Origin of the sequence: Fictibacillus nanhaiensis, from assembly GCF_019801215.1 — a bacterium.
Classification (GTDB): Bacteria; Bacillota; Bacilli; order Bacillales; family Fictibacillaceae; genus Fictibacillus; species Fictibacillus nanhaiensis_C.
Genome location: NZ_JAHVJO010000003.1, coordinates 418,541 through 440,269, shown reverse-complemented (window position 1 = coordinate 440,269; position 21,729 = coordinate 418,541). Strand labels below are relative to the sequence as shown.

Sequence of the window (21,729 nt, the reverse complement as noted above, 5' to 3'; positions counted from 1 at the left end):
TACAATGAACCATTCCATCGTAAAACCAGTTAAGTGGATACCGTTTCTCACTCTTTGTTTTTTGGTTATTGGAAGCAACACGGTATTGTACAAGACCCCTTATTTTCAACCTGTACCCGATCTCGTTTTAGTTGGCTCCATGTTTGATTTTCTTCTCGTTATCCCGCTTCTCACTTACTATTTTGTCATTCGTCAAAGGTATACATGGAAATTGACCGTTTTAGTAGCACTTGTAAGCTATGGATTAGCAACAAAGATTATCCCGGATTTCTTATTGGAAAAGGTATCTGCCGTTCCTAAAATTCTCATTGCGCTTGAGGCAGGAATTATCTCGATTGAATTGTATGTATTAGTTATCGTTTGCCGTAAAATGGCGAAAGTTAGGAAAACATATAAAGAGCTTAACGAGGAACTTCCATTCATAATAAAAATTCAACAAGCATTTGCAGCTCATTTTAAGGAAAACCGGCTGCTTGAGACGGTAATCAGTGAGATCACGATGCTGTACTATGCCCTATATTCCTGGCGTCACTCATATATTAAATCGGGAGAGGTTTTTACCTATCACAAAAAAACGAGTTTTGTAGCTTTTTACCTTATGCTGATTCATGCTCTTATAATTGAATCGGTGGGACTTCATTACTTCTTCAGTCAGTTAGATCATACGATTTCTCTCATTTTACTTTTCATTAATGCGTATACCGTTCTTTTTCTAATCGGGCAGATGCAAGCAGTGAAAAAAGGTCCCTTTAATTGCGACAGACAAGGCACTTCATAAACATTGGTTTTATTAAAGGCGTGATTGTCCCGTACTCAGCCATACAAGAACTAAAACGTTATGAAGGTCCAGACGCTATTACTAGCGAGGAGAAAAAATATACATTTGAAGCGTTAGTGAGTGACTTTATCCCAGCAAAGCCGTCAATTGACCTCATATTAAAGAAACCGATTCAAGTCCGTCTGATATATGGATTTAAAAAAATGGTTACAAGAGTCGTCATCCAGGTAGACGATTCAGCCCATTTAATGAAAACGATTGAAAAAAGAATGTCTTCTGAAAAAGAGCTCATCTAAAAATAATAGTCTTTTTTTACAAAATGTTCGTTTTCACCTTGTTAAATGGAAATGCTATTGTTAAGATTTCAGAAGGTTACAGAAAAATCCCTTGATAGGTGAAAACATATATGTATAAAAATAATGGCAGTACTCCAAAAAAAAATCATCTGACATCCGTTCAGCTCATCGTTATCTTTTATTTATTATCCATTTTGGTAGCTACTTTTCTTTTAGGTTTGCCTGTTGGACATAAAGAGGGAGTAGAGCTGTCTTTTATTGATACGTTATTTACCGCAGTTAGTGCTGTAAGTGTTACAGGATTAACAGCTGTAAATATTTCTGAAACGTTTAACCAAACCGGCGTCATCCTTCTCGCCATTATTGTACAAATTGGCGGTATTGGAGTAATGACGCTCGGAACAGCAATCTGGTTATTAATTGGGAAACGAATTGGGATGAGGGAGCGTCAGCTCATCATGACAGATCAGAACCAATCTACACTCGCAGGTCTTGTTCAGCTCATGAAACAAATTTTAGTCCTAATACTCGGGATTGAAGCGGTTGGAACGGTTCTTTTCTATTTTTTATTCCAGCCGTATTATAATACAGACCTAAGTGTTCTGTATCATGCTTTTTTTGCATCCGTTACGGCAACAACGAATGCCGGATTTGATATTACCGGGAGCTCACTAATTCCGTTTAGAAATGACTATCTTGTTCAAATTGTAACGATGTGTTTGATCACGTCAGGTGCCATCGGATTTCCAGTCTTGGTTGAACTAAACAATTTTATTAAAGAACGGAAGTACCTGGAGCGGTATACGTTCACGCTTTTCACTAAAGTCACAACGATTACCTTTGCTCTATTGGTTGTTACAGGAGCAATAGGAATATATCTGCTCGAAATGAATGCTTTTTTTGAAGATAAAACATGGCATGAAACGTTTTTCTATTCGATGTTTCAGTCAGTCACGACTAGAAGTGGCGGTTTATCGACGATGGATGTTTCACAGTTTACCGTTCCAACGATGCTGTTCTTAGGTGTGATGATGTTTATCGGCGCATCTCCAAGCAGTGTGGGTGGTGGAATTCGGACAACCACTTTCGCAGTAGCTCTTCTCGCTATCTACTTCTATGCAAAAGGAAGAAACACAATTAAGATTTTTAATAGGGAAATTTATCCTGAAGATATCCAAAAGTCCTTTATTGTCATAATCGTAGCGATGGTACTATGTACGACTTCAACCATTATTCTTTCAATTACAGATCCGATGCCGATTGAACATCTCTTTTTTGAAGTTTGCTCTGCGTTTGGTACAACGGGACTTTCAGTAGGTATTACTCCCACGTTAAGTTCAACGGGTAAAGTAATCTTGATGATACTTATGTTTATTGGGAGAATCGGTGTTCTTTCATTCCTCTTTATCATTCGTGGTAAAGTGGTCACAGAGCACATTCATTATCCGAAAGAAAAATTAATCATCGGTCAATAATGCTCTTACGTTTGAATTTAGCCTCGTGTTTACTTATAATGTATGTAAGTAAATAGATTTCCTTCGGGGTCGGGTGAAATTCCCAACCGGCGGTGATGAGGCGAATACCTCTTAGTCCGTGACCCGGTTTTGTTCTACAAAAACGGTGGATTCGGTGAAATTCCGAAGCCGACAGTATAGTCTGGATGGGAGAAGGAACGTGAAGCTTTTAAACACTTGTTTATTAAACACAGTGATTTTGAAGGTTTATTTCGTTATACATGTTTAATCTAACCCCGGGAGCGTTTTGTTCTCGGGGTATTTTTATGTGAAAAATAGACTCCTAACTATTTTACGATTACCGAAAGCAGCAAATCACATAAAAAGGGAGGTATAGAAATTTGTTTACAGGCATTATTGAAGAATTAGGGACAATCAAGTCCATTAACAAAGGAAATGAAACCATCGTGCTAACCATATCTGCTCAAAAAGTGCTTGGTGATGTTCAGCTTGGTGACAGCATTGCTGTAAACGGTGTTTGTCTTACCGTTACTTCATTTACCTCTCATCAATTTACCGTAGATGTGATGCCCGAGACTTTTCGTTCTTCGACTTTGAAGCTGTTAAACAACCGTTCAACCGTCAATCTTGAACGCGCCATGGCTGCTGGCGGGCGTTTTGGCGGACATTTTGTCTCGGGACATGTTGATGGAACGGGAGTGATCGTAGAGAAACGGCCAGAAAGAAATGCGATCTATTATGTGATTTCATTGCAAAAGCATATAATGCCGTATTTTATGCTAAAAGGATCTGTAAGCATCGATGGGACAAGTTTGACGGTCTTTGATGTGACAAAGGATACGATTACGGTTTCGTTAATCCCGCACACTGCGGATCACACGGTGTTAGGTAAAAAAGGTCCTGGAGATCGAGTGAATATTGAATGTGACATGCTTGCCAAATATGTATACAGAATGTTGTCTCCAGAGAAAGAAGATAATAAACCAAAGTCAAAAATGTCTCTTGATTTTTTACAAGAGCACGGATTTTAGGAGGAGAGTAAATGTTTCACTCCATAGAAGAAGCAGTAGCTGACTTAAAAAACGGGAAGATTGTAATCGTAGTGGATGATGAAGATCGTGAAAACGAAGGGGATTTCGTTGCCTTAGCGGAAGGAATTACATCTGAGTCGATCAATTTTATGGTTACGCACGGACGAGGCTTAGTATGTACTCCCATTTCAGAGGAAATCGCATCCAAGCTGGATTTATCCCCGATGGTGGCGGCGAATACCGATTCCCACGGAACGGCTTTTACTATCAGTGTTGACCATATTTCTACCACTACAGGCATTTCTGCACAAGAAAGAGCAGCTACCGTTCGCGAGCTTGTGAACGAAGACTCAGTTCCATCAGATTTCAAACGCCCCGGTCATATATTTCCGTTGATCGGAAAAAAAGGCGGTGTGCTGAGAAGAGCAGGGCATACAGAAGCTGCAATTGATTTAGCAAGAATGGCCGGAAGCAAATCGGCTGGTGTCATTTGTGAGATCATGAAAGAAGACGGCACGATGGCACGTGTGCCTGAACTTGTAGATTTAGCGAAACAGCATAATTTGAAGCTCATCACGATAAAAGACTTGATCACGTACCGAAATAAAACGGAACAAATGGTTAAACGAGAAGTGGAAATTAACCTCCCAACCGAATTTGGTCATTTCAAAGCCATTGGTTTTTCAAATGTATTAGATAACAAAGAACATGTGGCACTTGTAAAGGGTGAAATCAGCAACGATAAGCCTGTTTTGGTTCGCGTTCATTCAGAATGTCTGACAGGTGATGTATTTGGTTCAAACCGATGTGATTGTGGACCACAGCTTCATGCCGCCCTTGCGCAAATCGAAAAAGAAGGCAACGGTGTTTTATTGTACATGAGACAAGAAGGCAGAGGCATCGGACTACTTAATAAAATGAAAGCTTATAAGCTTCAAGAAGAGGGTCTTGATACGGTGGAAGCCAACGAGCAACTAGGATTTGCACCGGATCTTCGTGACTATGGAATTGGAGCACAAATACTAAAAGAGCTTGGGATTCGTAAAATGAAACTACTAACGAACAACCCAAGAAAAATTGCCGGACTAAAGGGCTATGACTTGGAAGTAACAGAACGTGTGGCTTTACAGATGCCTCATCATGAAAACAATGAAGACTATTTAAAAACAAAAAAGAGCAAATTGGGGCATATGCTTCATTTCTAAAACGGGAGGACCTATAAAATGGCAAAGTTATTTGAAGGACACTTAGTTGGTACAGGTTTAAAAATAGGAATCGTTGCTGGTCGTTTCAATGATTTTATTTCGGATAAATTAGTATCTGGTGCAGAGGACGCTTTTAAAAGACACGGTGTGTCAGAAGACGATGTAGACATTGCATGGGTTCCTGGAGCTTTTGAGATACCGTTAATCGCTAAGAAAATGGCTGACAGCGGAAATTATGACGCTGTTATCACACTTGGTGCGGTTATTCGCGGATCGACTCCACATTTTGATTATGTGTGTAATGAAGCTGCTAAAGGTGTTGCTGCTGCTTCCATGACGAGCGGTGTTCCGGTGATCTTTGGTGTTCTAACAGTGGATTCTATCGAGCAAGCCATTGAACGTGCCGGAACAAAAGCGGGCAACAAAGGGTGGGAAGCTGCTGTTTCTGCAATTGAAATGGCTAACTTAACGCGTCAGTTTGCTTAAAATAAAATTAAAGTAGACCCCGTTACCTGGAGTGACGGGGTTTCTTTATGTGGTGAAGCTGTTTTTCAGGTGGAGTATCGTGTAATTCCACGTTATTTCTCTTATTTCCACGTTATATGATTTATTTCCACGTTAAATCAAACTAATTCCACGTTAATTTTCATTTAACCAATTTTCGACATACCCTCTTTATTTTTTAATAAAAAAATTTCATTTCTTAAAAGGAATATGAAAAAGGATGTCTAATACTTATTACGAGAACATATGTTTCTATATAAAATTTGAGAGGAAGATTATGATGAACAGAGTGGTACATTTTGAACTGCAAGTGGCAGATCCGGATAAAGCGGCAGCCTTTTACAAGGACGTATTTGGGTGGCAAGTTTCAAAGTGGGATGGACCAGAAGAGTATTTTCTTGTTCGAACGGGTGAGGGGGAAGCAGGAATTGATGGCGGCATCATGCGCTCTCCAGATGGTGTTTCGAGGACGACAAACACAATCAAAGTGGATTCAGTAGACGATTTTCTAAATAAAGTAACAGATTCAGGCGGTATCGTAGTTGTCCCTAAAATGGCGATTCCTGGTGTCGGGTATCTGGCGTATTGCAAAGATCCAGTGGATGGTCTTTTTGGTATTATGCATGATGATCCTGAGGCTAAGTAACATAAACCAGCTCGATCGGATTTGCATATTTTGGTCGAATATCTTTTTTCAGACAACTGAATAAATGGACACACCATTACGATGAAAACGTCATAGTTTAGAATTGTAAAAGTTTTATTTTGCATATCTAAAAGGAATTGACATAGTAATTAGAATAGTGTTAAGATTACCAAAGTTACAAACTACAAAATTATGGAAAGGATGGTTGTGTCATGGTAAAAGTTACGGTTTCAACGCATATTGAATGTTCTATTGTCATGCTAGCATACAATACAATTTCATATCATGACCTGCCTGAAAAGATGAAGTAAGGGGATTCCTTTCTTTATTTATCCTTTCTTACATACCTATTTGTACGCAGGTCACCTCCAGTCGTGACGTGTGTTTTTTTTGTGTTTATTAAGCATATCGCCTTCGAGTGGTATGCTTTTTTATTTTTTCGTTTGCACGAAGAGGCTATTATTCTTCTTTTGCAATATAAAAACAAATTCAAGGAGGAAACGAAATGAAAATTGGAGTGTTTGAAGTGTGGCTAGAACGGAAGGATCATACACTTTTTGGGTAGCTCGTTTATACGATTCGTCAAACATAGACAGCGAGATAGAGGGGAGAGAGAGAAATGTTTTCAGTTTTAGGAAAGTTATCTTGGTTTTTTAAAGAGCATTGGAAACGGTATACGATAGCGATTGTGCTCTTGACTGGAGTTGGAATTCTTGAAGTTATTCCTCCTAAACTAATAGGAGATACGATAGATTCTATTCATATGGGAACGATCACGAAAGATGAAATGATGCAGAAGCTTGGTATTTTCGTAGCCGTTCTAGTAGGGATGTACATTGCGATGTACATTTGGATCTATCAGCTGTTTGGTGGAGCTCAGATCATTGAACGTACAATGAGATCCCGTTTTATGCGCCATCTCTTAAAGATGACACCAACCTTTTTTGAGAAAAATAGAACAGGTGACTTAATGGCGCGTGCAACGAATGACTTAAAAGCAATCGCTATGACAGCAGGGTTTGGGATACTTACCCTTGTAGATTCTAGTTTGTTCATGCTCACGATACTATTCGTAATGGGTTTTATGATCAGCTGGAAGCTAACGTTTGCTGCACTTATTCCACTGCCGATTATCGCATTTATCATTAAAAAGTATGGTAAAAAAGTACATGAACGATTTACAGTCGCTCAAGACGCATTTGGAGAAATGAACGACTCTGTGTTAGAAAGCATTCAAGGAGTACGTGTCATACGTGCTTATGTTCAGGAAAAAGAAGACAATGAGAGATTTAATAAGGTAACGAACGAAGTTTTTGAAAAGAACCTCGCTGTTTCGAGAATTGATGCTCTGTTTGAGCCGACCATTAAAATCCTTGTGGGGATAAGTTACATGATTGGTCTAGGTTATGGAGCGTACATGGTGTTTCACAATACGATTACATTAGGTGAACTCGTTACCTTTAACGTTTATCTTGGAATGTTAATATGGCCAATGATTGCAGTTGGTGAACTGATTAATGTAATGGAGCGTGGGAGCGCATCTCTGGATCGTGTAAATGAAACGTTAGCTTATGAACCAGATGTGAAGAACGGAGAAGACCTTGTCCCTCTATCAGATCCAGGGACGATTAAATTCGAAGGTGTTTCTTTCCGTTATCCTTCGTCTGAAACAGACAATTTAAAAGATATTCATATTACGATAAAAAAAGGGGAGACCCTTGGAATCGTCGGACGTACCGGAAGCGGTAAAACAACCTTGCTTAAACAATTGTTGAGAGAGTATCCAGCTGGAGATGGGAAAATCAGTTTTTCAGGAGTAGGGATTGAAGATATTGCTCTTGAAGACCTGCAAGCGTGGATCGGATACGTGCCACAGGATGCTATTCTTTTTTCAAGATCTGTTCAAGAAAACATTCTGTTCGGCAATCGTTTAGCAGGTAAAGATAAGCTAGACCACGTGATGGAAATGGCATCTTTTAAAAACGATGTAGAATATTTGCCAGAAGGACTAAACACACTCGTAGGGGAAAAGGGAGTTGCCTTATCGGGAGGACAAAAACAGCGTGTATCCATTGCACGTGCATTATGTGTAGACCCGGAAATCTTGATTTTAGATGATGCATTATCAGCGGTCGATGCAAAAACAGAGACTGCAATCATTGAAAACATTCGAAAAGAACGTGCTGGGAAAACGACTTTCATTACGACGCACAGGTTATCTGCTGTTGAGCACGCAGACTCTATTATCGTAATTGAAGACGGCAAGATCGTGGACCAAGGAAAACATGAAGACCTGATTGCTAAAGATGGCTGGTATAAAGAACAGCACGAACGTCAGCAAATCGAACAAAACTTAAACGATAATAAGGCGGTGTAACAATGAATGTAGGAAGACGCCTGTTTCAATACGCACTTCAGTTCAAGAAAAACTTTATACTCGGTTTGCTAATGCTAACCGTAGCAATCGCAGCGGAACTGACGGGACCTTTCATCGCTAAAACGATAATTGATGATCATATCCTTGGAATCGAGAAGCCGTGGTACCAAGTGAATGAAGAAGAAAAGGCAGCTGTGAATTATAATGGAAACTGGTATAAACGAAGTGATCACTTTGAGCAGGGAGAACAAAAGGGAGAAGAGATTCGTGTTGTTCAAGTAAAACGTAATTATTATGTGATTGATCAACCGCTCTCTTTTGACGGTGAACGAAAAGCTGAGAATGGTAAAGTAACCATATCTTTTAGAGAGAAAACGGAAACCTATCCAGCTGATAAACTTAGTGTTCGTGAAACGTTTAGCTTTTATGAACCTGAAATAACAGGCATCGTAAAACTAATGATGCTTTACATGGGATTATTAATGTTTGCAGGATTTTTTCAATACGGCCAGCGGTACATGCTGCAGCGGTCATCAAACTTGGTTATTAAAAAGATTCGACAAGATGTATTTGCACATGTACAGCGAGTTGCTATTACGTATTTCGATAATCAGCCTGCAGGTAAAATCGTTTCACGCATCACGAACGATACAGAAGCAATTAAAGAACTGTTTATTAACGTACTTGCTAATTTCTTTACAGGAATCATCTACCTAACCGGTATATTTATTGCTTTGTTCTTGTTAGATACCAAGCTTGCAACGATCTGTTTAATTCTTTTACCGATCTTAGTCGTGTGGATCATGGTCTACCGAAAATTTGCATCCCATTACAATCATAAAATTCGTTCCGTATTGAGTGACATCAATGGAATGATTAACGAATCCATCAATGGAATGACCATTATTCAGGCATTTAAGAGACAAAAAGAGACGACAGAAGAGTTTGAAACGATGAATAAAGAATATTTTACGTTCCAAAATAAGATGCTTAACCTGAATGGATTAACGGGACATAACCTGGTCCTGCTATTAAAAAACCTAGCATTCATGGCCTTTATTTGGCACTTTGGAGGTCAGGCACTTGGAGTCGGCTCAGTTATTTCAATCGGTGTGCTCTATGCCTTTGTAGACTATTTGAACCGAATGTTTCATCCTGTTACAGGTATGGTAAACCAGCTTGCTCAGCTTGAACAGGCACTTGTTTCAGCTGAGAGAGTGTTCGTATTAATGGATGAACCAGGGGAAACGGTTACCGAGACTGAAATCGAACGTTATAAAGGCAATGTCGTTTTTGATGACGTGACGTTCAGTTACGTTGAAGGAGAGCCTGTTCTGAAGAATATATCTTTTGAAGCGAACCAAGGCGAGACAGTAGCACTGGTAGGTCACACGGGTTCTGGAAAAAGCTCCATCATGAATTTGCTGTTCCGTTTCTATGATATTAAGCAAGGAAAGATCATGATTGATGGGAAGGACATTATGGAATTGTCCAAACAGGAATTGCGTCAGCATATGGGTATTGTTCTTCAAGATCCATTCTTGTTTACTGGAACACTTGCTTCCAATGTAAGTCTAGATAACCCTGAGATCTCAAGGGAACAAATAGAAAAAGCACTAACTGATGTTGGTGCAATGCCATTTATCAATAACCTTCCAAAAGGTTTAGATGAACCTGTTGTTGAAAAGGGAAGCACACTTTCATCAGGTCAGCGTCAATTGATCTCATTTGCGAGAGCACTTGCTTATAACCCAGCTATTTTAATTTTGGATGAGGCAACAGCAAGTATTGATACAGAAACAGAAGCAGTCATCCAAGAGGCATTGGATGTATTAAAACGGGGAAGAACCACTTTTATTATTGCTCACCGACTTTCAACGATTAAGAGTGCTGACCAGATTCTTGTTCTGGACAGAGGCGTTATCGTTGAACGAGGAAGTCATGATGAACTGATGAAGCAAAAGGGACGTTACTTCCAGATGTATCAGCTTCAACAAGGAAAAACAGAAAAACGTGCAGTAAGCTAATCACGAAATGGAGCCCTTTTAAGGGCTCCTTTTTTTATGAAGTCAGGTTCAGCTTTTTATAGTCTAGCTTCACGATTCTGCCCTCGAGGTCGTTTCTGTCCTACCAACGAGACAAAAAGAGTGTCTATGTGCAGGAGTTAAACGCTTGTCTGGGCAAAACAATCGGGTTTAAGCTTTTTTAACATCAACCTTCTTCTTTATTCTTTTCATCCATTTCATCATTTTGTTCGCCATCATTTACTCCGTTATCCTGGTCAACACCATCACCACAAGCAGTTAATCCACCTAAAGTCAGCATGGCTGCCAAGGTTCCGGCTGCCCATCTCTTCTTCCACATTGTAAACCACTCCTCATTTGTTTGATTTTGAAGGAAATTTGTTTACTGAAGGATATACCCCTCATATAAGGATTAAAACGCTAACACAACAAAATGTGACAAAAGACACATCGATTGGCTAATATTAGGATTTTATACAAAGAGAACGAAAAAAGAGCCGATCCGTTAAGCAGATCAGCTCTATCTATTATTTGTTTACGACATATTGAGCTCTGTTTGTTTCAAAAGATACAATTTCATGATCAAGTCTTATGTCTTTGATGCCATCTATCGGAATTTCATACGTAATGGCAGGAAGTTCTACTTGTGAACCTTCTTCTGCCGCATACGCGGTTCCATGTAAAAACAAGATATGGTATCCCAAATAGTCATCCTGTGCATCTCGTTGTTCAAATGTGGCTTTTACAAGTGAGATCCTGATTTCATCAATATCGCCGGCTTCTTCTTTTCGAATGGCGATTTGACTACCCGACCACCCGTTGATTACATCTTTTAGTTCAATTATTTTAGTATCAGACATCGTTTTCACCTCACTATCAATTTTCCCGTAATTAGCAATATTAAACCGAGAAAAAAAGCCCCATTCCTATGAGGCTTTTCATTTATTGGTTTGAAGTTCAATAATCTTGTGTGCTCCCCATGGTGCAACACTTAGGATGACATCCATATCACTTGCTTGCTGCTCGAGTTCTTTCCCCGTATTTTCCTGAATGTAATACCGCTCAAATCCATATATAAGCCGAATTGTATCGTTGGTTTCGCTCCAAAATTTTTCAGTTTTCGCTTTTAAAACAATTTGATCTGAGGTCACATCAGGCTTCTCAGGATAAACTTCTTGAACGACATGATAGCCTTCCTTATTTTCTTCTAATACAACATAAGCGACACGCTGGCCCCGATCTAGTAAACCGATGTCACCTTTCCATTTAGAAAGGGGAGCGGTACTAATATCAAACCGGAGTGTGACATAATCTCCATATAAAATATCTCTAGGATCAACGGGAGTTGTTTTTATTTTGATCTCTTTGCCCAAATAATCGATGCTATAGTAACTTCCAGCAATAAAAAGCAGAAAGAGTACTTGTAGGGCAGCAACTAGGATCCATCTTCTTTTATTATTCATGATGGGGTCCTCCGTTTTTGAGGATTTGTTTTTTCTTGCGTTGAAGAAATGCATTTAGAATAAATAATAGAATTCCGCCGATTAAGAAAAATATGGATTTTGGCATGAATGCCCAAGCAAGATTAAAGTATCCCATCAAACAAACGAGGAGGAAAAGCACAATTCCAAAGTTGATCTGTGCCCGATTTTCGCTCCGGTAGCCTGCGGCAAGCATAAATCCTGAATACACAAACATAACGATAAGATAGAGAAGTCCTACTGCTAAAGCATCCGTCAGTTCTACTAAAAAGAAGTAAGGAAGAAAGATGAGTAATTCCCATATAGACAAGAACGTGTTTTCTGCTCTTTTGGCGTAGATGGAAAGAGCTAGAATGAGAATAAATACAGACAGATAATAGATCTTATGCGGTTCAAAATCAGAAACAATTTCATTCGTCAGAAAAAAATAAAGTCCGTATGCAAAGCCAAAACCTATAATTGTACCTAAACGTTTAAACGATTGTTTGAATACGGATTTATGGACCCACGATCCTGCTGTATATAAAGCGAATCCGAACAGGAGGAACCAGAGTAGATTGAAGTCTTTCACTATGAGCAGGATGAATATCTGAGTACTAAGTCCAATCGTGAAAAGTTCAGTTTCCAGTTTTCTTGGGTACAAGAATACAAATCCACCTATACAGGTGATGAAAAGGAATAATAGAAGATAACTAAAGCTTTGGAATTCATTAAGGCTATAAATCTGTCCGCCGATTGTTAAAGCAGCAAGAAGGAACAAATAAAGCTTGCTTCGGTCTCGGTACAAATAATAAACAGCTGGCAAACTCCAAAAGACAAACAGTCTGGCATCTACTGCTGATAAATGAAAGGTTTGCCCTAATAGGATGATACTTGCTCCAAACGAGACAATACCTAGCAAGTTAAGCGATGTGCCCAATGCTTCATGTCCTTTTTTGAGGTACCTGTCACCTGCTGTATAAAAACTAATCATGATGAAAATTAATAGAGAGAGCCTTGCAAAAGGAGGAATTTCGCTCCAATTCGATGCAATGAAAGATAATATGCCAATAGCGATTAAAACACTCGCTAAAATCGGTAGTATACCCGTGATTTTACTTTGTTCTTTTGTATCTGGATAACGAGCAACAAGTAAATCAAGTTGTTCAGAAGTAATGATCTTATCTTCAACCCATTTCTGACCTTCACGTTTCATCCATTTTTGATTCATCCATTCTCCACCCCCATACATGTATATGTAACAACGTTCAAAATCAGTTATAAACTAAAATTGTTCCCTATAAGTGTAATATTACACCATAATAAAATGGAAATCAATGGGTGTTTTTTCAAAATTGCAATTAAAAAAGAGAGAAAAAAGAGCAGTCTCTTTAACAAATCTCAGAGAACTGCTCTATCGATTATTTTTTATCTTGAACATAATGAACGATATTTAACACAGTCTTTCTTGGAAGAAAACGGACTAAGTTTGCTAAAACTTTATTTTTTGATCCTGGAATAATTAGAGCTTTCTCCTCCATTAACGCCTTGTAACCTGATAAGGCAACCTCATGAGCATCCATTGCTCCTGATTGAAACAACTTTGAAGATTCAAGGCTTGCTCTTTTTTCAAAATTTGTAGCCGTTGCGCCAGGGCAGAGGGCAGTGACGCTAACATTTGTATCCCTTACTTCATAATTTATAGCTTCTGAAAAGGAAAGTACATATGCTTTAGTGGCGTAATACACAGCCATTAACGGACCAGGCTGAAAAGCAGCAGTTGATGCAACATTTAAGATCTTTCCACTGTTGCGTTTAATCATACCAGGCAGCAGTTGTTTTGTAAGAGCAGTCAGAGCCATGATGTTTACTTGAATCATATCTTTTTCTTCTTTCCAAGATGTTTCATCGAAAGGTCCATATGCAGCAAAACCAGCGTTGTTGATCAATACATCTATTTCAATCCCTTTTGCTAAAAGCTCCGCCGTTAATTCTTCTGCACCCTCGTTCAAACTTAAATCTTTTGCTATTACCGTAACTTCTGTATTATGCTTGGTTTTTAAATCGCGGGCAATGTCTTGCAGTCTTGTTTCATTTCTTGCTGTAAGGATAATATGGTAGCCATCTTTAGCAAAGATCGATGCGAATTCTAGGCCAATTCCACTTGAAGCACCCGTAATAAGTACAGTTTTATGTTTCAAAAAGGATCCATCCCCTCAATATTTTATATGTTTATACGTTTAAGTATATCAACATGTTATCATATTGCAAAAAATAAATAAACAATAAGCTCAAAAAAAGGTATGATGAAAGATATATGAATTTTTTGAAAAAGGAGGTGCGCAAATGAAAAATGTATTGATTGCAAAACATCCTGCTACAGGAGAGACGATTGATCAATGGCTGGAGACAGAAGTACAGCACGTTTCAGATATATATGAGAAATCATCTGCTGCATTCAAATTCTGGTCGACTCGTCCTTTGGAAACTAGACTTTCTTTTCTTACAAAAATGAAGCACTATCTTCTAGAAAATATAGATGAAATCGTTGAAGAAATCTGTTCAGCTACCGGAAAGGTAAAAACTGAAGCGTTAACAGCTGATCTAATGCCTGTGATTGACATTCTGCAGCATTATGAAAAGCGCGCACCGAAAATATTAAAGCGCCAAAAAGTTTCGACACCAATTCTCTTTGTCGGGAAGTCTTCTTATGTGGATTATTTTCCATTAGGAACGGTTTTAATCATTTCACCGTGGAATTATCCGTTTCAGCTTTCGATGACACCTGTTATTTCAGCATTAATCGCAGGTAATTCCGTTATTTTAAAGCCATCAGAAGTTACCCCTACGATCGGACTATTAATTGAAAAAATTGCAAGAGAGATCAATCTGCCTAAAAACGTACTTCAAGTTGCCCATGGAGGAAAAGAGCTTGGTCAGGCCCTCGTTTCAGGAACTCCAGACAGCATTTTCTTCACCGGCTCTGTTGAAACGGGAAGGAAAATAGGGATGGAAGCGAGCAAGAGGTTTATTCCGTATACGCTTGAACTCGGAGGCAAAGACCCTATGATTGTGTTTGATGATGCTCCGCTAATGAGAGCTGTTCATGGTGCAGTTTGGGGGGCGTTCACGAACGCAGGTCAAGTTTGTATGTCCATTGAGCGAGTTTATGTTCAAAGTTCCATTCATGGCGAATTTATTGACCGACTAGTGGAAGAAACGAAAAAACTGAAGATGGGTGAAGATGTTGGTTCATTAACCTTTCATCAGCAAAAAGAAGTAATTCGAGATCACGTGTTAGACGCTTTAGAAAAAGGTGCTTTATTGCTTACCGGAAGACATCCGGACAAATGGGGAGAAAGCATGTACCTTGAGCCTATGGTCTTAACAAACATTACTCAAGATATGAAGATTGTAACGGAAGAGACGTTCGGACCAGTGATGCCAGTCATTGCATTCTCAACGGAAGAAGAAGCGATTAATAAAGCCAACAGTACAGAATTCGGTTTAAATGCAAGTGTGTGGACAAAAGACAGCAAGAAGGCAGATCGTGTGACGTCAAAGCTTGTCACAGGCAACGCTGTCATTAATGATGTGCTTGTATCTGTTGCCAATCCTCATCTGCCATTTGGCGGTGTGAAAAGCAGTGGTACAGGAAAGTATCATGGTGATGAGGGACTTTACACTTTTAGCCGGCAAATGTCCGTTATGAGAGACCCTGGCATAAAGCAAAAAGAAATTAACTGGTATCCGTATCAAAATAAATATCTAAAAGTAAGAGCACTTATTCTGGCTTATTTCTCAACTAAAAAACAGAAGGCCGCTCTTGTTCGTTCTTTTTATAAACAATTACGAAAAAAATAAGCGATTCAGCTACGTGCTGAGTCGCTTTTTCTATATTAGAGAATACATTCCTCTTCAATAATGTTAATCAGTTGTTTAAGCTGAACAACGGTTTGATCGAGTGTCAAAAAATAAAAAATTTCTTTCCCCTTTTTTTCCGTACCGACAATACCAGCTTCACGTAATATTTTTAAATGGTGAGAAACGGTTGGCCGAGACATGGGAGATTGATTGGAAATATCCGTTACGTTCATTTTTTCAGTTTCGGCTAACAGTAAAACAAGATCTTGTCTGACCGGATCACCAAGTGCCTGAAATAATGGTATTGTTTTTCGGAACATATCAACCGCAAATTCATTCGACATATCTTCACCAACTTTTTATAATGTTCTCTAACTATAAATCAGTATAAACCATTGATACAAATTTTTTATAAAAAATTTCAAATGGGAGGAGCTCTATATATTGCCAAGCTGATGAACGCATACCCGCTTAATGATGTATGCACAATATATAGTAAGGGGGTGAAACAAATGGCAAGAAGAAATAAATTGGTGGTTCCTGGTGCACAACAGGCAATCGATCAAATGAAGTATGAAATCGCTTCTGAATTTGGAGTAACACTCGGACCAGACACGACTGCCCGTGCAAACGGATCAGTTGGTGGGGAAATGACGAAACGTCTGGTAGCAATGGCGCAACAACAATTAGGCGGATCTCGCTAACTCTATAAACATGGCTGTAAAGGGGTGGAGTATTCCACTCCTTTTTAAACAGAGTGAAAGGAAGGTGTCTAAACATGGCTATGTGTCCGATATGCAATAACTTTCAAACAATCAGTGTCCGATGTCCTGACTGTGGCAGGGGTGTAAGCGATCAAGGAAAAGTTAGTGATTTTTTTGACGACTACAGTCCCTATATGGAAGTTAATGAACTGAAACTTGAAGATGGCTATCCGACAAATTTCCAGGAAAGCCAATGTGCGCATATCTTCTATTGTGATTCATGCCATCAGGAAGTGCTTTTCTTTATCGGGGAATGGTCATAAAAAAACTTCATATCCAGAAGTTCATGGACATGAAGTCTATTGCCTCAATTGGATGCGTCGCTCAAGAATAATTCTGAGACCATCTAATAAAGACGTTAAAATCCAATAGAGGACAGCGGCTTCGAGCAATACAGGAAGTACGATCAGCTGTGATGCACTGATTTGGTCAGCCATTAAAGTAAGTTCTGGCACGGTGATGACAGAAGCCAGCGATGAAGCTTTAACAATATCGATTAAAGAGTTCCAAACAGAAGGTATAGAAGTTCTCCAAGCTTGAGGAAGAATAATTTCTTTATATGTTAAATATCTGTTCATTCCTAAAGAAAAAGCAGCCTCCCATTGTCCTTTTTCGATCGATTGAATGGCACCTCGATAGGACTCAGCGATATACGCACTAAAATGAAGAATTAATCCCGCAAGTGCAGCCTGCCACCCTTCAGGTACATAAATAAATGTAAATCCGTTATATAAGATAAGCAATTGTATTAATAACGGCGTCCCTCTGAAAAAGGAAATGTATCCTTTTGCAAATCCAGAAAGAATTTTTATAGATGACATCCGGCATAATGCAATAAATAACCCGAAAATAAGAGCTCCAATTATAGAAAACAAGCTGATGACAACAGTAAAAACAGCTCCCTCCAACAAGTAGGGGAGGGAGTTGAGCAAGATCTCAGATAGATTATTCACTTACATTTTCCCCAAAGTATTTTTCGGAGATTTTTTCTAAAGTACCATCATTCTTCATTTCCTCTAAAGCTTCATTAACCTTTTTTATGAGATCTTCATTCCCTTTTCGGAATGCAAATGCCATCTCATTCTTATTAAACGGCTCTCCAACTGCTTTTACGTTATAATCCGTTTTCTTTAATTCTGTTAAGATAAAAAGCTGATCGTTCATTGCAGCATCTACACGATTTACATCTAGATCTGTTAACACTTGGGCAACGCCTTTATAGTATTTTGTTTTTGCACCAGCTTTTTCTGCTTCTGCTGCATAATTACTTCCTTGCGTTGTACCGACTACCTTTCCTTTTAAATCTTCGATGCCTTTAATGTCAGTATTTTCTTTGTTTACAATCACTTGTCCGCCAGAAACGGTATAAGGAGTTGAAAAATCGTATTGTCCTTTTCTTTCGTCTGTAATCGTCACTTGGTTTGCAACAAGGTCAAAACGTTTTGAGTCTAGGGAAGTGAACATGTTTTTCCATTCAGTTGGAACAAACTTCGCTTCCATATCTAGGCGTTTAGCTACTTCTTTTGCTACTTCAACATCATAGCCAGTAATGTCGTTTGTTTTTTTGTCACGGAAAGTGAACGGCGGGTAAGTAGCCTCAGTTCCGATCGTTAATACATTTTTTTCTTTATCGGAACCTGTGTCCTTAGATTTTTCATCCGTCCCGCAAGCTGATAATAGAACAGCTGAAAGGGCAAGTGCCAACAGGAATTTAAGTGTGTTTTTCAAATGAAGTCCTCCTAGCCGGGATAATCCCGACAAATTTTATAGAATTAATTGTATAAATTGGTTATCATTTCGTCAACCATTAAACATTTTCCCCGAGAAAGGAAAAAATAACAGGGGATTTTGGTCTATTCTTTATTAGCCTTTCATAATCACATAAAAAATAAGCACAATCACATAAAATTGTACTTCCATCACATAAAAAAGGAGAGTCATCATATAAAAAGATGACCTCATCACATATTTTTCCATTTCATGGATGTTGAAGCTCTCGAATAACAATATAAAGCCCTGCTTCAATTAGCAGGACTCTTCTAAAAAAGATATATTAACGGATGCGAAGTTCTGTTTCTTTATCAAAGAAATGCGATTTGTTCATATCAAACGCAAGAGAGATGTTTTGTCCGTTACGAATGTCAGTGCGAGAATCTACGCGGGCGATAAAATCTTGGCCGCTAACTGTAGAATAAAGGAACGTTTCTGCACCCATCAATTCAGCTACATCAATTTTTGCTTCGATCTTTGTGTTTGAAGAAGACTCCAAGAATACTGGCTCATCATGAATGTCCTCTGGACGAATACCAAGAACGATTTCTTTGTTAGCATATCCTTTGTCACGCAATACTTTCATCTTACCTTCTGGAATCGCGATCTTTGTATCACCAACTGTAAAGAATCCATCTCCAAGTGTTCCATTTAAGAAGTTCATCGCTGGGCTTCCGATAAATCCGCCTACAAAGATATTTTCTGGTGTATCGTAAACTTCTTTCGGTGAACCAACTTGCTGAATTCGGCCGTCTTTCATAACGACGATACGAGTTGCCATCGTCATCGCTTCTGTTTGGTCATGTGTTACATAAATCGTTGTTGTTTGCAGACGCTGGTGAAGCTTTGTGATTTCTGCACGCATCTGTACACGAAGCTTTGCATCAAGGTTTGATAAAGGCTCATCCATTAAGAATACTTTTGCATCACGTACAATCGCACGTCCTAATGCTACACGCTGACGCTGTCCACCCGAAAGAGCTTTAGGCTTACGATCTAAGTATTGCTCTAGTCCAAGAATGCGCGCTGCTTCTTTAACTCGCTTGTCAATTTCGTCCTTGCTGAATTTACGAAGTTTTAAGCCAAATGCCATATTGTCGTATACATTCATGTGAGGATAAAGTGCATAGTTTTGGAAAACCATCGCGATATCACGATCTTTTGGTGCAACATCGTTCACGACACGCTCGTCGATCACAAGTTCTCCTTCAGAGATTTCTTCAAGTCCAGCGATCATTCTAAGAGTTGTTGATTTACCACAACCCGATGGACCTACAAATACGATAAATTCTTTGTCTGAAATATCCAAGTTGAAATCATGTACTGCTGTTACTTTATTATCATATTGCTTTACGATATTGTTTAACTTAATCGTTGCCATTCTTTTAAATCCCCTTCCAATGTAAACGTTTTCTTTTATGGTTTAAGTTTACGCTTTCATTACCTCATCGTAAATGGACGACATGCCTAAAATTGAAAAACCTCTTTATGCAAGTTGCACAAAGAGGCGAAATTTTATCTTAACGAGGATCTAGCTTTCGGATGAGCAAGCTTCCTGAAGCAAAAAGTACAAAGAAAGGCAGGAAGATCGCAATCAGACAGATAGCAGCTAGGTGGGGGTTCTCCACACCATAATCCGCTATAAAGCGGGTTATTCCGTATATATTAAAAAGAATTTCAAGGATGAGCAAGTTAGAAAGTATGATCCAGAAAATGGTTTTCATTTGAAAAAAGAGAGGGACAGCCGTATTTTTCATCAAGTAAACAATAAGAATATAAAAATTATGAAGTCCTTTTCCTTTGGCAAACTCTATATAATGTTTAAGTGATTCTTCCTCTATCGTTAATATCAAATACTTGACTATATACAATGTTGGAAGAATAGAGATAGCGAAAATGGGAAGAAAGTATGCCTCTGTATTGTATACATTCACAATATTAAACATGAGTACGCCGGTTGTTTTATAGAACCAAATAACGGTAAGTTGTACAAGGATAATAATGAATATATCAGGCAGTGTTTCGATTGCCACTATCATCCTTTTAATCAAGGTCTTTAATTGGGCAGGGAAAAGCATATAAAGGATGGTTAGCCCAATACCCATCAAAAGACTAAAAAAGAGAGCTCCGATAAAAAAGGTTAGCGATTGTGGATAAACTTCAACAAATGCAGGGAATAGCTCATAATCTTGGCCGTTCGAGTAATAGGTCGTGTTAGTCACGTCCAGGATTTGTTGTACGGTATGTTTGATTTGATTTATATAAGCAGAAGGTTCAAAAACAATCGAGTTAGTAAGAAATGAATTGTTATCCATCTGTCCGCGATCGATTAAACGAGTGTTGTTCATCAGGACCGCATAATCGTAAATTAATACGGGCAGCGAAGTGAAAAGCAGAATTCCTGTTATGGAAATTACAAAAAAGGTTAGTAACTTAGTGAGTACTTTAATCACCTATTCATCCCTTCTTTCTTTAAAGGAATGAATGCATGTGATGCTGCAGCCGTACTGACAAAGGATTTCTTCTTCTTCAATCGTAAAGAAGGATTGTCTGCTCTTGTAATTCCAGAAATCATCAGGTTAAATGCGATAATACATAGAACAAAACAACATACAGGAGCAATCACGAGTTGAGGTTCTGCATAATAAAACGACCAGTTCTGTACGATTAAACCGCCCCACTCAAAAGAATCTGAAAATGTTCGAACATAAGTGTCCTCTTCTTCTCCATATGTAATATCATTAAATCCACCAACAAAAATTTTCAAGAAAGCGAGATGAGCAAGGATAGATAATGTTTGTCCTGCTTGCTGAACGGTGATCAGGAACAATTTTGGTGCTAAACAAGGGAGTATATGCTTTATAAAGATATGAATTCTTCCACCACCTAATAGAGGAGCATGCTGGATAAATTCTTCTTTGGATAAGATGGTGATCTCATTTGCTATCTGCAAGGCTAAGACAGGCACTGTAAGGAAGATTAAGACGACAGTAGCGATCATGAATTGTGTAAAGTCTGAATAGCTCCAGCTAAATGCAACAAGGGCTGGTGCGATAAGCAAATATGCAAAAATTGACAATGGTGCAAAGTGAAAAATATCAGTTAAGCTACTGATGAATTTCCTAATGAAAAGAGGAACAGCTAGAAGGATAAAAGAACCTAGAATGGAAAAGATCATTCTTCCAATCGTAATGAGTAGTACTAATCCTAAAGTGTATTTTGCTCCTTCTATAATCGCGAACAAGTAGTTGTTGCCGAATTGATCAGAACCAAGCGGGTATTCATCACTAGGTTCAAACGGTGCCTGATCAATGATTTTTCCTGTTTCATCATAAAGGAGTTTGGACGGGCTGGCTGAATCTTTAACTGATGAATAGTAGAAGCTGCCTAAAATGAATAAGAGAATGATTGAGAAACCAGCAAGAAAAACAGGTTGTTTAAAATATTTCACTATGATCAATGTCCCCTTTTTATTACATTTCTCTATCTATATTTGTAAAAATATTCTATGTAAAAGTGATAATCCCTTTATTTG

Annotated in this window: 23 protein-coding genes and 1 riboswitch; of the genes, 12 read left to right on the top strand and 11 right to left on the bottom strand. The window is 38.6% G+C overall.

The window, feature by feature from the left end; translation table 11 throughout:
• Positions 1 to 4 precede the first annotated feature (4 nt).
• From KUV80_RS15225 to KUV80_RS15185, 9 genes are all read left to right on the top strand, one after another.
• Positions 5 to 778, top strand: coding sequence for a hypothetical protein (locus KUV80_RS15225; protein ID WP_222463581.1), 774 nt, complete (start codon positions 5 to 7; stop codon positions 776 to 778).
• Positions 754 to 1,074, top strand: coding sequence for a hypothetical protein (locus KUV80_RS15220; RefSeq protein WP_222463580.1), 321 nt, complete (start codon positions 754 to 756; stop codon positions 1,072 to 1,074). The genes KUV80_RS15225 and KUV80_RS15220 overlap by 25 nt, the downstream gene beginning before the upstream one ends.
• 110 nt (positions 1,075 to 1,184) lie before the next feature.
• Positions 1,185 to 2,549, top strand: a complete 1,365-nt coding sequence (locus tag KUV80_RS15215; protein WP_222463579.1) for a TrkH family potassium uptake protein — start codon at positions 1,185 to 1,187, stop codon at positions 2,547 to 2,549.
• Positions 2,550 to 2,604: 55 nt separating this feature from the next.
• Positions 2,605 to 2,750: riboswitch (FMN riboswitch) on the top strand.
• Positions 2,751 to 2,929: 179 nt separating this feature from the next.
• Positions 2,930 to 3,580 (top strand): riboflavin synthase, encoded by a 651-nt coding sequence (gene ribE, locus KUV80_RS15210; protein ID WP_222463578.1) that lies wholly within the window; start codon positions 2,930 to 2,932, stop codon positions 3,578 to 3,580.
• 11 nt (positions 3,581 to 3,591) lie between these two features.
• The gene (locus KUV80_RS15205) at positions 3,592 to 4,785 is read left to right on the top strand and encodes a bifunctional 3,4-dihydroxy-2-butanone-4-phosphate synthase/GTP cyclohydrolase II (RefSeq protein WP_222463577.1); all 1,194 of its coding nucleotides are present in this window, start codon (positions 3,592 to 3,594) and stop codon (positions 4,783 to 4,785) included.
• Positions 4,786 to 4,803: 18 nt separating this feature from the next.
• Entirely contained in the window at positions 4,804 to 5,271 is a 468-nt protein-coding gene (gene ribH / locus KUV80_RS15200; RefSeq protein WP_222463576.1) for a 6,7-dimethyl-8-ribityllumazine synthase, read from the top strand.
• Positions 5,272 to 5,566: 295 nt separating this feature from the next.
• Positions 5,567 to 5,935: a VOC family protein gene (locus KUV80_RS15195; RefSeq protein WP_246625236.1), complete on the top strand. Its 369-nt coding sequence runs from the start codon at positions 5,567 to 5,569 to the stop codon at positions 5,933 to 5,935.
• Positions 5,936 to 6,554: 619 nt separating this feature from the next.
• Entirely contained in the window at positions 6,555 to 8,312 is a 1,758-nt protein-coding gene (locus tag KUV80_RS15190; protein ID WP_222463575.1) for an ABC transporter ATP-binding protein, read from the top strand.
• Between the two features lie 2 nt (positions 8,313 to 8,314).
• Positions 8,315 to 10,339 carry an ABC transporter ATP-binding protein gene (locus tag KUV80_RS15185; RefSeq protein WP_222463574.1) on the top strand — a complete coding sequence of 675 codons (2,025 nt, stop codon included), beginning with the start codon at positions 8,315 to 8,317 and terminating at the stop codon, positions 10,337 to 10,339.
• Positions 10,340 to 10,523: 184 nt separating this feature from the next.
• Here KUV80_RS15185 and KUV80_RS15180 read toward each other — a convergent pair whose 3' ends face one another.
• From KUV80_RS15180 to KUV80_RS15160, 5 genes are all read right to left on the bottom strand, one after another.
• Complete coding sequence (locus KUV80_RS15180) at positions 10,524 to 10,676, bottom strand: hypothetical protein (protein ID WP_222463573.1); 153 nt, start codon at positions 10,674 to 10,676, stop codon at positions 10,524 to 10,526.
• A gap of 187 nt (positions 10,677 to 10,863) precedes the next feature.
• Positions 10,864 to 11,196: a hypothetical protein gene (locus KUV80_RS15175; RefSeq protein WP_222463572.1), complete on the bottom strand. Its 333-nt coding sequence runs from the start codon at positions 11,194 to 11,196 to the stop codon at positions 10,864 to 10,866.
• A gap of 78 nt (positions 11,197 to 11,274) precedes the next feature.
• Positions 11,275 to 11,799: a GDYXXLXY domain-containing protein gene (locus KUV80_RS15170; RefSeq protein ID WP_222463571.1), complete on the bottom strand. Its 525-nt coding sequence runs from the start codon at positions 11,797 to 11,799 to the stop codon at positions 11,275 to 11,277.
• Entirely contained in the window at positions 11,792 to 13,027 is a 1,236-nt protein-coding gene (locus tag KUV80_RS15165) for a DUF2157 domain-containing protein (RefSeq protein ID WP_222463570.1), read from the bottom strand. The genes KUV80_RS15170 and KUV80_RS15165 overlap by 8 nt, the downstream gene beginning before the upstream one ends.
• 190 nt (positions 13,028 to 13,217) lie before the next feature.
• A complete protein-coding gene (locus KUV80_RS15160; protein WP_222463569.1) occupies positions 13,218 to 13,997 on the bottom strand; it encodes an SDR family NAD(P)-dependent oxidoreductase in 780 nt (259 codons plus the stop codon).
• 145 nt (positions 13,998 to 14,142) lie between these two features.
• Between KUV80_RS15160 and KUV80_RS15155 the strand changes: the two genes are divergently transcribed.
• Entirely contained in the window at positions 14,143 to 15,660 is a 1,518-nt protein-coding gene (locus KUV80_RS15155; RefSeq protein WP_222463568.1) for an aldehyde dehydrogenase family protein, read from the top strand.
• Between the two features lie 35 nt (positions 15,661 to 15,695).
• On the opposite strand, the gene KUV80_RS15150 is transcribed toward KUV80_RS15155, so the two are convergent.
• Complete coding sequence (locus KUV80_RS15150; protein WP_222463567.1) at positions 15,696 to 16,004, bottom strand: ArsR/SmtB family transcription factor; 309 nt, start codon at positions 16,002 to 16,004, stop codon at positions 15,696 to 15,698.
• Positions 16,005 to 16,172: 168 nt separating this feature from the next.
• On the opposite strand from KUV80_RS15150, the gene KUV80_RS15145 reads away from it, so the two are divergent.
• Positions 16,173 to 16,364, top strand: coding sequence for an alpha/beta-type small acid-soluble spore protein (locus KUV80_RS15145; RefSeq protein WP_066286545.1), 192 nt, complete (start codon positions 16,173 to 16,175; stop codon positions 16,362 to 16,364).
• 74 nt (positions 16,365 to 16,438) lie between these two features.
• Entirely contained in the window at positions 16,439 to 16,687 is a 249-nt protein-coding gene (locus tag KUV80_RS15140) for a hypothetical protein (RefSeq protein ID WP_222463566.1), read from the top strand.
• A gap of 36 nt (positions 16,688 to 16,723) precedes the next feature.
• On the opposite strand, the gene KUV80_RS15135 is transcribed toward KUV80_RS15140, so the two are convergent.
• From KUV80_RS15135 to KUV80_RS15115, 5 genes are all read right to left on the bottom strand, one after another.
• The gene (locus KUV80_RS15135) at positions 16,724 to 17,377 is read right to left on the bottom strand and encodes an amino acid ABC transporter permease (RefSeq protein WP_222463565.1); all 654 of its coding nucleotides are present in this window, start codon (positions 17,375 to 17,377) and stop codon (positions 16,724 to 16,726) included.
• Complete coding sequence (locus tag KUV80_RS15130) at positions 17,370 to 18,152, bottom strand: transporter substrate-binding domain-containing protein (protein ID WP_222463564.1); 783 nt, start codon at positions 18,150 to 18,152, stop codon at positions 17,370 to 17,372. Before KUV80_RS15130 ends, KUV80_RS15135 begins: the two co-directional genes overlap by 8 nt.
• A 325-nt stretch (positions 18,153 to 18,477) precedes the next feature.
• Positions 18,478 to 19,575, bottom strand: a complete 1,098-nt coding sequence (locus tag KUV80_RS15125; protein ID WP_222463563.1) for an ABC transporter ATP-binding protein — start codon at positions 19,573 to 19,575, stop codon at positions 18,478 to 18,480.
• Between the two features lie 139 nt (positions 19,576 to 19,714).
• A complete protein-coding gene (locus KUV80_RS18850; protein ID WP_222463562.1) occupies positions 19,715 to 20,647 on the bottom strand; it encodes an ABC transporter permease subunit in 933 nt (310 codons plus the stop codon).
• Positions 20,644 to 21,645, bottom strand: coding sequence for a hypothetical protein (locus tag KUV80_RS15115; RefSeq protein WP_222463561.1), 1,002 nt, complete (start codon positions 21,643 to 21,645; stop codon positions 20,644 to 20,646). Before KUV80_RS15115 ends, KUV80_RS18850 begins: the two co-directional genes overlap by 4 nt.
• Between the last annotated feature and the right edge of the window lie 84 nt (positions 21,646 to 21,729).